The organism is Peptoniphilus stercorisuis, assembly GCF_017874395.1.
Classification (GTDB): domain Bacteria; phylum Bacillota; class Clostridia; order Tissierellales; family Peptoniphilaceae; genus Anaerosphaera; species Anaerosphaera stercorisuis.
Window position 1 is genome coordinate 105325 of record NZ_JAGGLJ010000006.1, and the last position, 12754, is coordinate 118078.

The 12754-nt window shown below is 27.2% G+C and carries 14 protein-coding genes; 3 read left to right on the forward strand and 11 right to left on the reverse strand.

The features are described from left to right. Nucleotides 1–166: 166 nt before the first annotated feature. Entirely contained in the window at nt 167–1411 is a 1245-nt protein-coding gene (locus J2Z71_RS04265; RefSeq protein WP_210060612.1) for a hemolysin family protein, read from the forward strand. A 26-nt stretch (nt 1412–1437) separates the two neighbouring features. On the opposite strand, the gene J2Z71_RS04270 is transcribed toward J2Z71_RS04265, so the two are convergent. From J2Z71_RS04270 to J2Z71_RS04290, 5 genes are all read right to left on the reverse strand, one after another. Then, nucleotides 1438–1797 carry a hypothetical protein gene (locus tag J2Z71_RS04270; RefSeq protein ID WP_210060613.1) on the reverse strand — a complete coding sequence of 120 codons (360 nt, stop codon included), beginning with the start codon at nt 1795–1797 and terminating at the stop codon, nt 1438–1440. A gap of 247 nt (nt 1798–2044) precedes the next feature. Next, entirely contained in the window at nt 2045–2971 is a 927-nt protein-coding gene (locus J2Z71_RS04275) for an S-layer homology domain-containing protein (protein WP_210060614.1), read from the reverse strand. Nucleotides 2972–3130: 159 nt separating this feature from the next. Continuing rightward, nucleotides 3131–3310 (reverse strand): 50S ribosomal protein L32, encoded by a 180-nt coding sequence (gene rpmF / locus J2Z71_RS04280; RefSeq protein WP_210060615.1) that lies wholly within the window; start codon nt 3308–3310, stop codon nt 3131–3133. A 2-nt stretch (nt 3311–3312) separates the two neighbouring features. Next, nucleotides 3313–3834 (reverse strand): YceD family protein, encoded by a 522-nt coding sequence (locus J2Z71_RS04285; protein ID WP_210060616.1) that lies wholly within the window; start codon nt 3832–3834, stop codon nt 3313–3315. Nucleotides 3835–4087: 253 nt separating this feature from the next. Then, nucleotides 4088–5290, reverse strand: a complete 1203-nt coding sequence (locus J2Z71_RS04290) for an acetate/propionate family kinase (protein WP_210060617.1) — start codon at nt 5288–5290, stop codon at nt 4088–4090. A gap of 99 nt (nt 5291–5389) precedes the next feature. Here J2Z71_RS04290 and J2Z71_RS04295 point away from each other — a divergent pair, with 99 nt between their 5' ends. Continuing rightward, nucleotides 5390–6586, forward strand: coding sequence for a tRNA(Met) cytidine acetate ligase (locus J2Z71_RS04295; protein ID WP_210060618.1), 1197 nt, complete (start codon nt 5390–5392; stop codon nt 6584–6586). Here the strand turns inward: J2Z71_RS04295 and J2Z71_RS04300 are convergent. From J2Z71_RS04300 to J2Z71_RS04325, 6 genes are read right to left on the reverse strand one after another with little or no spacing between them, the layout of a single operon-like run. Next, nucleotides 6583–7023, reverse strand: coding sequence for an ATP synthase subunit B family protein (locus J2Z71_RS04300; protein ID WP_210060619.1), 441 nt, complete (start codon nt 7021–7023; stop codon nt 6583–6585). The two genes, J2Z71_RS04295 and J2Z71_RS04300, sit on opposite strands and share 4 nt — an antisense overlap. A gap of 2 nt (nt 7024–7025) precedes the next feature. Then, nucleotides 7026–7508, reverse strand: a complete 483-nt coding sequence (gene coaD / locus J2Z71_RS04305) for a pantetheine-phosphate adenylyltransferase (RefSeq protein WP_210060620.1) — start codon at nt 7506–7508, stop codon at nt 7026–7028. Further along, nucleotides 7505–8050 carry a 16S rRNA (guanine(966)-N(2))-methyltransferase RsmD gene (gene rsmD, locus J2Z71_RS04310; protein WP_210060621.1) on the reverse strand — a complete coding sequence of 182 codons (546 nt, stop codon included), beginning with the start codon at nt 8048–8050 and terminating at the stop codon, nt 7505–7507. The genes coaD and rsmD overlap by 4 nt, the downstream gene beginning before the upstream one ends. 53 nt (nt 8051–8103) lie before the next feature. Continuing rightward, nucleotides 8104–10149, reverse strand: a complete 2046-nt coding sequence (gene recG / locus J2Z71_RS04315) for an ATP-dependent DNA helicase RecG (protein ID WP_245311174.1) — start codon at nt 10147–10149, stop codon at nt 8104–8106. 46 nt (nt 10150–10195) lie between these two features. After that, the gene (locus J2Z71_RS04320) at nt 10196–11863 is read right to left on the reverse strand and encodes a DAK2 domain-containing protein (protein WP_210060622.1); all 1668 of its coding nucleotides are present in this window, start codon (nt 11861–11863) and stop codon (nt 10196–10198) included. A 14-nt stretch (nt 11864–11877) separates the two neighbouring features. Next, entirely contained in the window at nt 11878–12231 is a 354-nt protein-coding gene (locus J2Z71_RS04325; RefSeq protein ID WP_210060623.1) for an Asp23/Gls24 family envelope stress response protein, read from the reverse strand. Between the two features lie 160 nt (nt 12232–12391). On the opposite strand from J2Z71_RS04325, the gene rpmB reads away from it, so the two are divergent. Then, nucleotides 12392–12583, forward strand: coding sequence for a 50S ribosomal protein L28 (gene rpmB / locus J2Z71_RS04330; RefSeq protein WP_210060624.1), 192 nt, complete (start codon nt 12392–12394; stop codon nt 12581–12583). The last annotated feature ends 171 nt before the right edge of the window (nt 12584–12754 follow it).

The following is a 12754-nucleotide window of genomic DNA, read 5'->3' on the forward strand; positions in this document are numbered from 1 at the left end:
CCTACTTCATTATAACACATTTTAATAAAAATGCACGCGATTAATCTACATTTATAAATATAATTAAAAAAGTAAGTAGATATTGATATCATCCAATTTATCTATAATAATTTTTGACAAAGAAACGTTCACAATATATAATTTTAATTAAGTGAGGTGCCGATAAATGGAAATAAATAATTATATTTTTTTAGGACTTTCCCTAATCTTTTTATATTTTTCCTATGAATTTACACTTATGGAGAATGTATTTTTATCTCTTACATCAGGAAAAATCAAAACTCTAGAAGATGAAGATGCTTCAAATATTAATTTAATTAAAAAAATAGTACTTGATGAGAGAATTTTGTCAGTTGCATTAATTGGTGATTATTTTTCAAATTGTCTATCTTGTATTTTATTTTCAATATTTTTCTATAATACTAATGGAATACCTGGCCTTATTATTTCCTGTTTAGTATCTGTTATTATAATAATAGTCTTTGGAGAAACAGTTCCAAAAAGAATAGGACAACATAAATGGCAAAAATACGCAAATAAAAAAGCAAAAACTATTTATAATCTTTCTGTATTCTTTAAACCAGTTATATTTATTACTGAATTTCTATCCTCTGTCTTTATAAGAATAATTGGAGGATCTGATGTGTTAAATAAGCCATCTATTACAGAAGATGATTTAATAGATGCAGTATCACTTGGAATAGAAGAAGGAATTATAAATAGAGATGAATCTTTAATCATAGAAAATGTAATAGACTTTAGAGACTCCTATGCAAAGGACATTATGACACCAAGAACAGACATCATAGCTATAAATGTAGATACACCCTATGATGAAATTGTAAAAATTATAAAAGAAGAATCTTTTTCTAGAATGCCTGTATATGATGAAGATTTAGACGATATACTTGGAATACTTAATGTAAAAGACTTAATTTCAATTCCAAAAGATGAAAGTTTGAGAAATCATATAGATTTACTTAAAACTCCATTTTTTACCTTTGAATATAAACTTATAGGTCAGCTTTTTAATGAAATGAGACATAAGAGAATTTCAGTTGCAATAGTCTCTGATGAGTATGGTGGAACTGAGGGAATGATTACAACAGAAGATTTAATAGAAAAAATTGTCGGATCTATAGCAGATGAATACGATGAAGATGAAGATGAGGATATTATGAAAATTTCATCTCATGAATATTTAATTGATGGATCTATGAATTTAGATGAACTAAATCATGTTTTAAATTTAGAATTAGAATCATCTGAAACAGATTCTATTGCAGGATTTATTATAGAAAATATAGATAGATTTCCTGAAGAAGATGAAGATATAATTATAGAAAACTTACATTTTCATATTGAAAAAGCATCTAAAAATAGAATAGATAAGCTGATATTGAAATTATAATCAATATCAGCTTTTTTAATTTTAAACTATTTTTCAATTTCTACTAATTGTAAATCTGAATTTTTCCAACTAGCTCTTTTCCCAAGTTTCTCAACAATACTTTTTAAAATATTATCATCTTCAAAACTCTCATCAATAGGACAAACTCTTATTTCATCATCAAAGGGTATCTCATCTACCTCTTTTCCTAAATCAACTAAAGTCATAACACGGTTATTTAATTTACATATTTCCTTAAGTCCATCAACTCTTATGTAAGTATTTTCTGTTGTTCTTGTATAAAAGAAAATTTCTCTTCCATACTTTTTTTTATAAAATTCATAATAAGCTTCACATGATAGAGAAAAAGCACCTAAGGGATTCATATCAAAAACTATTTTCTTCATGTTCCCCACCTCGCCAAAAAATATTATATCATAACTTTATATAATGTAACATTAAATTATATAAAACATCATATTTATCTTATATATATACAATTATATAATCATTTTACAAAATATCTACAATTAATATCTATATTTTACAAAAATAATATTTTATAACTAAATAAACTTAATAAAAAAAATACCTCTAAAGTTTAAAATCAGTAAATATACTTTCATTTAAAACTCTAAAGGTATTATAAATTTCTTATTTTATTGCTCTTAACATTATTATAACTGCTTCTTCTCTAGTTATGTTCTTCTTTGGATTAAACTTATTATTTTTATCTAAATTTAAAATTTGATTAGATACAAGATTATTAACTGACTCTACTGCATATGGTGATACAGCCTTTATATCAGAAATATCTTTATTTACACTTTTAAGTTTATCTGTATTAGATAATAATCTATTTACACTTACTGCCATATCTTGTTTCTTTAAATTTCCCTTAGGAGCAAACTTATCCTTTGAAACTCCATTCATTAAATTTAAACTATGAGCATAAGCAACATATTTATTATCAGTGTCTTTGAAATTATCATCTTCTATATGTGATTTTGCTATATTTGCTTTTTCAGCAGCTTTAACAATAAGTTCTGCAAATTCTTCTCTTGTAATTTCTTTTTTCATATCAGATTTTAAATCATCTGAAATAAGACCTAATTTTTGAGCTTCTAAAAGTTCATTTTCAGCCCATTTACTTGAATTTGAATAAATCCCTACAGTTCCCATAGTTACATAATTAGAAAACTCACCCTTATTATTCACATCAGAGTATCTAAGTCTTACACTATAATTATCAGGATCCTCATTTAATACACTTACAATTTCTTCTTTATTAATATTAATTTTTCCCTTACCATTTTCTTCAATTAAATCTTTAGTTATTGTCTTAGAGTTTTTACTACTCCAGTCTTTATTAGAAGACTTTACATCTAATTCAACTTTTATGTTATTTTTATTTAATGATTTTTTAAGTTCATTTGAATTCTTAAATGTAATTTCATAATTAGCATCTTTCTTTTCTACAGAAATATTACTAGGTTTTCCAACACTAACTGTATTTGCATAGACATTTACAGAAGAAAGCGAAAATAATAATGTTAATATTAAACTAATTTTTTTGTTCATTTTTTTCACCCCGCAGACAATTGTAACAAAAGTTACAATAAATATCTACAATGTAACCAATTTGTAATAATTATGTAAAATTTATAAAATGTTCAAATTCATTAATTTATATTATATAATTTTTTGCAATAAAAAAAACTTCCAATCGGAAGCTTTTTATTAATCCATTGCTACAACTTCTTTTCCATCATAGTAACCACAGCTTGGGCATACTCTATGTGGTAATTTAGTTTCATGGCAATTAGGGCATTCAACTACAGTTGTTTTATTTAATCTATAAGAAGATGCTCTTCTTTTGTTTCTTCTTTGTTTTGAAGTTTTTCTCTTTGGTACTGCCATTATTACACCTCCTCATCATTAAATAAATTAAGTAATTTTTCAAATCTAGGATCTACATCAATTTCTTTTTCACAACTGCAAGAACCATCATTTAAGTTTAGACCACATTTAGGACATAGTCCTTCACAGTCGTCACTGCAGATATTTTTTAAAGGTTTTGATGTAATTACTTGTGAAATTATTAAATCATCTAAGAATATTCCCTCTTCGTTTAGTTTGAAATATTCAATAGTTGCCTCGTCTTCAACATTTTCTAAGTCTCTTACAAAGTAAGCTTTTACATTAGAACTCACTTCTTCAATCATTTGTGTAAGACACCTATCACACTGTGTATTATACTTATATTTTATACACAAATCAAGTAGTATTTCATCATCTAATTTAAAAATACGTCCTTCGTAAGATATAGGAAATTGTAATTCTAAATCGCTAATATCATAACTACTCTTTTGGTCTTTTAAATCACCCTTTATAAGCATTTCTTGTTCTGGGCTAGAAAGGAATTCTTTTATTTGTATTATCATTTTATCACCCCTACTAAAAAAACCAATGCAAGTTATTATACAACAAAATAGCTATATTGTCAAATATTCCATTTGTTCTTAATCACTATTATTTATAATAACACATATATAAGTTTTCATACAATAATAAATTTTCAATTACTAATTTTATTCTATTATTATATCATTTACAAGTAGAATTAAGCAAAAGTAATATTTAATTTTAATAAAAAATAAAAAATCAGAATATTAGATATTCTGATTTTTTCATTAATTATTTTACAATATTTAATGTATCTCTTGCAATCATTAATTCCTCATTAGTAGGAATTACCATGATTTTAACACTTGAGTCATCTGCAGATATTACTCTTTCTTTTCCTCTAATGTTATTTCTTTCTTCATCAATCTTAAGTCCAAATACACTTAATTTATCAATAATGTGTTTTCTTGTGTCAATAGCATTTTCTCCAAGACCTGCAGTAAATACTATTGCATCAATATCTTCAATATTTTCATATGAAGTCATATATGAAGCGATGAATTTTCTTGCAGTAAGTTCGAAAATATCAAGCGCAAGTTGTGCTCTTACATTTCCTTCTTTAGCTGCATCTTCAATATCTCTAAAGTCAGAGCTTACTCCTGAAATTCCAAGAACTCCTGAATCTTTATTTAAGATATTTGAAACTTCTTCTGCGCTTAAATTTTCTTTTTCCATTAGGAAAGTTACAATTGCAGGGTCAATTTCACCACATCTAGTTCCCATTACAAGACCTTCTAGTGGAGTGAATCCCATTGTTGTATCTTTTGATTTACCTCTTTTAACAGCTGTAATACTTGATCCATTACCTAAATGGCAAGTGATAATATTTACATCTTCAACTTTTTTACCAGAAATTTCTGCATATCTATCTGTTAAATATTTATGAGAAGTTCCGTGGAATCCGTATCTTCTGATTTTGTATTTATCATAGTATTCATAAGGAATAGCATATACATAACGTTTAGGTGACATTGTTTGGTGGAATGCTGTATCAAATACTGCTACTTGTTTAGCATTTGGTAGAAGTTTTTCACAAGCTTCAATTCCCATAATATTTGGTGGGTTGTGAAGTGGTGCAAGCTCTACATTATCTTCAATACCTTTCATAACTCCATCATCAATAAGAACACTTTCAGCAAATTTTTCTCCGCCGTGAACAACTCTATGTCCTACTGCTCCTATTTCATCTAATGAAGCTATCGCTCCATATTCTTTATCTGTTAAAGAACTCATAACAAGTCCTAAAGCATCTTTATGATCTTTCATTGGTTGTTCAATAACATGTTCATCTTTACCAGTTGTTTCATGTTTTATTCTTGAACCTTCAATCCCAATTCTTTCTACTAAACCTTTTGCAATTACTTTTTCTCCATTCATATCAATTAATTGATATTTTAATGATGAAGAACCGCAATTGATAACTAAAATATTCATATAGTCCTCCTACTTTCAAATTTATACAATTTATTATATCATAAATATGATATTATGAATTATTTATTAAGTCAATTATTCTAAATTTATGAGGTGATTATGAAAACATCAGCTATTATTGCAGAGTACAACCCATTTCACAATGGACATAAATATCAAATAGATAAAATTAAAAAACAAATAGACACAAATATTGTAGTTATTATGAGTTCTAATTTTACACAAAGAGGAACTCCTGCTATTTTAAATAAATATAAAAGAGCTGAAATTGCAGTTGAAAATGGAGCAAATCTTGTAATTGAACTTCCAATTATTTATTCATCATCTAATGCAGAGATTTTTTCTAAAGGAGCTATTAATATTTTAAATTCCCTTAATATTATTGATTATTTATATTTTGGAAGTGAAGATACTTTAGAAAATTTAGTTAATATTTCTAAAAAGATTAAAGAAAATGAAAATTATTCTAATGATTTAATTAAAAAATACTTAAAAGAAGGATATTCATATTTAATTTCAAGAGAATTATCCTATGATTTTTTAAATAAAAATGAAATTGAAATATTAAAAAAACCAAATAATATATTAGCTTTAGAATATATTAAATCCCTTGATTACTTTAACTCAAATATTTTACCTAAAAATATTATTAGACATAAGGTAGATCACAATACAGATGAAATCTTAGAAGGATTTTCTTCTGCTTCAAATATTAGAAATTTAATTTTTGAAAATAATATTAATAAGATTAAATCTCTTGTGCCTACAGAAACTTTTAAAGAAATTAAACTTAATAATATTAATGATTTTAATAATTATTTTGAGATTTTTAAATATTTAGTATTAAGTAATAGTATTAATTACAATGATTATTTTGACTATGAAGAAGGTCTTAATAATAGATTTTTAAAATTTATATATGCCGATAATATTTTTGATTTTATTAATTTAGTTTCTACTAAAAGATATACAAAATCAAGAATTTCAAGACTTATAAATAATATTATTTTAGATATTAATAAAGATTTAATTAAAGAAAGTTTTTACACTTCATATATACGAATACTTGCAATGGACAAAAATGGTGCAAATATTGTTAAAAAAATAAAAAATGCCAATGAAGATATTTTTATAATAAATAAGTTCTCAAGTGTAAATACTTCTAAGGATTTAATTCTAAAAAATATTGCACAAAAAGAACTTGAAGCATCTAATATATACAATATGTATTCTAATAAAATTATAAATGAAGACTATTTTAAATCTCCCTATTATAAAAAAGAACTTAGAGGTTAACCTCTAAGTTCTTGTCTATTTTCATTTAACATTTTTATAATTTCAGATAAGTTAACTTGAGTATTTTCTAATAATTCATCTGCATACTCACGAGCTCCCTCTCTAATTTGTAGAGATTCTTCATTAGCTTTTGAAAGTATTTCATCTGATCTTTCATTTGCTTTAATTACAAGCTCATCTTCATTAATATACTCTTCAGCTTTTGCTCTTGCCATACTTACCATTTTTTCAGCTTCAGCTTTTGCATCTTCAATAATAGCTTCTCTATTTTTATTTATTTTTGAAGCTTCTTCTACTTCTGATGGCACTTCATTTCTTAAATCACTTATGATTTCAAGAATATCCTCTCTATCAATCATGATTTTTCCAGTTAGAGGAACTTGACTTGCTGTTTCTACTAGATCTTCAAGTTCGTCTACTAATTCCATAAAATTCATATTTACCTCCTATTATTATACTTCTTGTTCATTGCATCTTCCACAAGTTTTGGAACGAATAAAGATAAATCTCCACCATATTTAGCTACTTCCTTTGCAAGTGATGAACTTACAAATAAGTATTCCTTTGATGATAGTAAAAACACTGTTTCTACACTATATTTATATTCCTTATTTGCCATTGCTAAAGGATTTTCCATTTCATAATCTGAAACAGTTCTTATTCCTCTTACAAAGACATTACATCCCTTATTCCTTGCATAATCAACTCCAAGTCCTGTAAAGCTGTCGATTTCTATATTATTTTCATCTTTTAGAACTTCCTCTAAAAGGTGAATTCTTTCTTCAATTGTAAAAAGACCTTTTTTACTAGGATTATTAAGTACTGAAACTATAACTTCCCCAAAAGTATCTCTTGCTCTTTTTATAATATCTAAATGTCCATAAGTTACAGGGTCAAAACTACCTGTGTATATTACTTTCATTTTTTCTCCCAAATTCCTATTGATGTATTCCCATAATTTTTAAACTTCACATTGGATAGGTACTTAGAAAAATCCACATCTAAATCCTTTACTTGTTCAATAACTAAATATCCATCATCAGCTAATATATTAGAATCAAGTATTAATTCTACAGACTGAATATATAGATTTTTGTTATCAAAAGGAGGATCTAAATAAATATAATCGAATTTTTCATTTTGAAGTCTTTCTATTGCAGACTTTGCATTCATTTTAAGTACAACTGCTTCATTTTCAAAATGAGTTTTTTCAATATTTTCATTTATTATTTTAATTGCATCTCTACTGCTATCTACAAAATATGCCCTTTTTGCACCTCTTGACAAAAATTCAATTCCTATTGAACCTGTTCCAGAAAATAAATCTAAAACCTTAGCTTCATCAAATCCTTGTCCTAATAAATTAAAAGTATTTTCTTTAACTCTATCTTCTGTAGGTCTTGTTTTTATATCTTTTGGAGATATAAGTCTAAGACCTCTTTTACTTCCTGCTATGACCCTCATAGTCCCTCCAAATATCTTTATTTTATCATAAATATTTTACAATAACAACGTTTCTAATTAAGTATAGTATACTCCACTTTAAAGTTATTTCTTACTGCTTCTTTAATATTTTCATATTCTTTTTCACTTAATTTAATATTTTTATTTAATATGTTTTTTGCTTCTAATTGAGCATACTTTAATATATTTATATCTCTTGATAAATCAGCAAGTTTTAAATTCATAATTCCCGATTGACGAGTTCCAAAAATATCTCCAGAACCCCTTAATTCTAAATCTTTATTTGCAATATAAAATCCATCAGTTGACTCTGTCATAACCTTCATTCTTTGCCAAGAAATTTCAGATTTTGACTCATTATAAAGTATACAATAACTTTGATGTTCTCCACGCCCTACTCTTCCTCTTAATTGATGAAGCTGAGCTAAACCAAATCTTTCTGCATTATATATTAAAATAATTGAAGCATTGGGAACATTTACACCTACTTCTATTACAGTAGTTGAAACAATTAATTTTGTCTCTGATTTTTCAAATCTTTCCATTACTTCACTTTTTTCTTTTGCACTCATTTTTCCATGTAAAAGTTCTATTTGAAAATCTTTAAATTGATCTAAACTTAAGTTCTCATATACTTCTTGTGCTGAATTTAAATCAAGCACTTCTGACTCCTCTATTAATGGACAAATAATATATGCCTGTCTTCCCTTTAATAATTCTTGTCTAATAAAATTTAAGGCCCTATTTAACATAGTATTATTAATAGCAATAGTTTCTATTGCCTTTCTATTTGGAGGCATTGTATCAATTGTAGAAATCGATAAATCTCCATATAAAATAAGCGCTAATGTTCTTGGAATTGGCGTTGCACTCATAACTAATGTATGGGCATCTTTTTCCTTTGTATTTAAATTTTGTCTTTGTCTTACTCCAAATCTATGCTGTTCATCTGTTACATTTAGCCCTAGATTTTTAAATTCTACATTATCTTCAATAAGAGCATGAGTTCCAATTAAAATATGAATACTTCCATCTTTTAACTCTTCTAAAATTCTCTCTTTATTTCTTTTAGTAGTACTTCCTACAAGTAGCTCAATATTTACTCCCAAGGGCTCTAGAAGTTCTCTAAAACTTTCTAAATGCTGTCTTGCTAAAATTTCTGTAGGAGCCATAATAGTAGATTGATAGCCATTTAAATAAGAAAGATACATTGCAATTATTGCAATAATAGTCTTTCCAGATCCTACATCTCCTTGTAAAAGTCTATTCATTCTCTTTTCTGATGATAGATCATCAAATATTTCTTTTAATACCTTATCTTGTCCCTTAGTAAGCTCAAAGGGAAGCGAATCTATAAAATCAAAAATCCTATTATCTACTTTTAAACTTACTCCCTTTGATACATCATCGTCTTTTTTCATTAAAAATATAGCAAGTTGAAATATTAAAAACTCTTCAAAGACAAGTCTATTTCTTGCAAGTAAATAATTTCTTCTATTAGTTGGTTTATGAATATTTTTTATTGCCTCATTTTTCTCCATAAGACCATATTTATTAATTAATTCCTCAGGAATAACTTCATCAAATAAATTTAAATTTATAACTTGATCTATAAGTTTTGTAATCTCATTATTTGTAACTCCCTTAGTTAAGGGATATATCGCTTTTATATTTCCTATGGAGTTTTCATTTGATTTAATTTCAAACTCAGGATTTGTAAGCTGAATTTGACCTCTAAACCTACCAACTTTTCCACTTACTAAATATCTTGTATTTGGTTTTATTTTGTCTTTTAAATATCTCATATTAAAAAAAGACATTATTCCTTTTCCAGAACTGTCCTCAATTAAAAAACTAATAATATTTAAGTTTCTTCTAATATTTCTATTTTCTATCATTCCAACTACTAATACATCAAAAGTTGCCTTTTCATTTGGAACTGTATTATATAAAAGTTTAAAATTACTTTGATCATCATAAGACCTTGGATAATACTCTAATAAATCCCTTACATTTTGTAAATCTAAGGAATTATATTTTTTTATTTTTTTTGGCCCAACACCCTTTAAATATTGAAGTGAATCATCTATTTTTATCATTTTATCACCTTTTGAAAATGCCCCACAATTCTGCGGGGCATTTAATTTATTCAAGTGATATTACATAATAGTAAATAGGTTGATTTCCATTTACTAAATCCACATCTATATCACTATATTTTTCTTCAAGTTTTTCTAATAGTTCTTCTGAATCAGACTCATTTACATCTTCTCCAGTATATATAGTAACCATGGAAATTTCATCATTCATTAGATTTTCAACTAAATCTAGTGTTACATCTTCTATTTCTTTTCCACAAGAAACTATTTCTTTTCCACTAAGTCCAATTATATCTCCCTTAGTGATTTTTTTGCCATTCATTTCAGTATCTCTAACAGCATATGTTACTTGAGCTGTAGTTACATCTGAAAGTGCATTTGTCATATGCTTTTCATTTTCTTCTGGATTTGCATCTTCATTAAAGGCAAGTATTGCTGCTACTCCTTCAGGAACTGATTTTGATGGAATAACATAAATATTTCTCTCGCTCATTTTTTTAGCTTGTTCTGCTGCAAGAATGATATTTCCATTATTCGGAACAATAAAGATATTTTCTCCACGAACTTTATCTACACCCTTTAGAATATCTTCTGTACTAGGGTTCATAGTTTGTCCGCCTTCAACTATATAATCAACACCTAAAGATTTAAATACTTCGCTCATTCCACTTCCCATTGAAACTGCAATAAAAGAATATTTTTTATCTATTACAATTTCATCTTCAGCTTCCTCAGCTTTTTTTGCCTCTTCAACTTCTTCTTCATCAAAAAGCACTTCTCTATGTTGATATCTCATATTGTCAATTTTAATATCTTGTAATGCACCAAGCTCTACAGCATATTCTAAAGCTCTACCTGGATTATTAGTATGAACATGAACTTTTATAAGTCCACTTTCATATCCTCCTACTACTAGAAGGGAATCTCCTAATGGAGCAAGTTTTGACTTAAACTCTTCAATATCTTCATATTCAGTTTTTATAATAAATTCTGTACAATATCCATATTTAAGACTTTCATCAGCTGGTCCAAAATCAATTTCTTTTTGAGCTTTTTTCTTTAATTGCTCATCATCTTTAGCATCTTCTATTACTTCTCCAATAATAGTTTTGTAAGCTCCTTCAAGAAGAAGTGAAAGTCCCTTTCCTCCTGCATCTACTACTCCTGCTTCTTTTAATACATCTAAAAGTTCTGGAGTTTTTTCAAGAGATTTTTTAGATTCTTCTACTACATCTCTAAAAAATTCAATATTATTATTATATTTTTTAAAGTTTTTAACAGCAAAATCTGCTGTTTCACGACCAACTGTTAGAATTGTTCCCTCTGTTGGTTTCATAACTGCATTATAAGTTGTCTCTGAAGCTTTTTTAAATGCATGTGCAACCTCAGAAATATTTGCTTCTTCTAAGCCTTCTAGACCATCAGAGAAGCCTCTTAAAAATTGAGATAGAATAACACCTGAGTTTCCTCTTGCGCCCATTAATGAGCCTCTTGATGCCGCCTTAGCTATTTCTTGTAGTGAAGATTCATTTTCTACTTCGTTTACAAGTTTTAAAGAAGACTTTGCAGTAAGAGACATATTAGTTCCAGTATCTCCATCAGGTACTGGAAAGACATTTAGTGCATTTACCTCATCTTTGTTTAAAATTAGATAATTTACTGCTCCATTTATGGCTTTTTTTAGTAAAATACCATCAATTGTTGTATTATTCAAAGTTAGTACCTCCACTATTTAAGTCTAATTCCCTCGACAAGGACATCTATTTTATTTACACTAAGTCCAGTTAAATTTGTAATATTAAACTTAACTCTGTCAATTATATTCTCGCCAACAGTAGAAATTCTAACTCCGTACTCTAAAATTACATGAAGTTCTATATTTATTTCTCCATCTTCTGTATTTACTTTTATTCCTTTAGATAAGTTGTCAAATTTTAATAATTCAAAAATACCATCAGCTGCGTTTTTTGAAGCCATTCCAACTATTCCATAACTTTCCATAGCTGAAACACCTGCTATTATTGCTAACACATTATTATCAATTACAATACTACCGCTTTCAGTTTTTATATTAGCTGGCATAGAGCACCTCCTAATCAAATAATTCACTCTATTTACTATATTATATCATCAAATCCACTAGGGGCAAATAATAATTAATTTTCTAAAAAAATAATTTGCATTTTTCAATATAATTGTGGTAAAATATACTCTGCTATTAGATACTTAAGGAGGTGTCACAATGTCAAAAAGATGTGATATATGCGGTAAAGAAAAAACTTTTGGAAATACAATTTCATTTTCACATAAAAGAGGTAACAGAAGTTGGTCTCCTAACATCAGAAGAGTTAAAGCTGTTGTAAACGGAGGAAACAAAAGAATCAACGTTTGTACAAGATGCTTAAGATCTGGTAAGGTTGAAAGAGCTATCTAAGTAATTAAGTTTTTTAATATCTTGCAAAATATTAAAATTGGGGCTGAGTTGTCAGTCCTTTTTTCTTTGCAAAATAAATAAATATCCACCGGCCTAGCCGGTGGTTTTTAATTTACGGGCACAAGGCCCTTTTTTACTTGCTACGCCTCAAAAGGCGTAAAAAATGAGCCT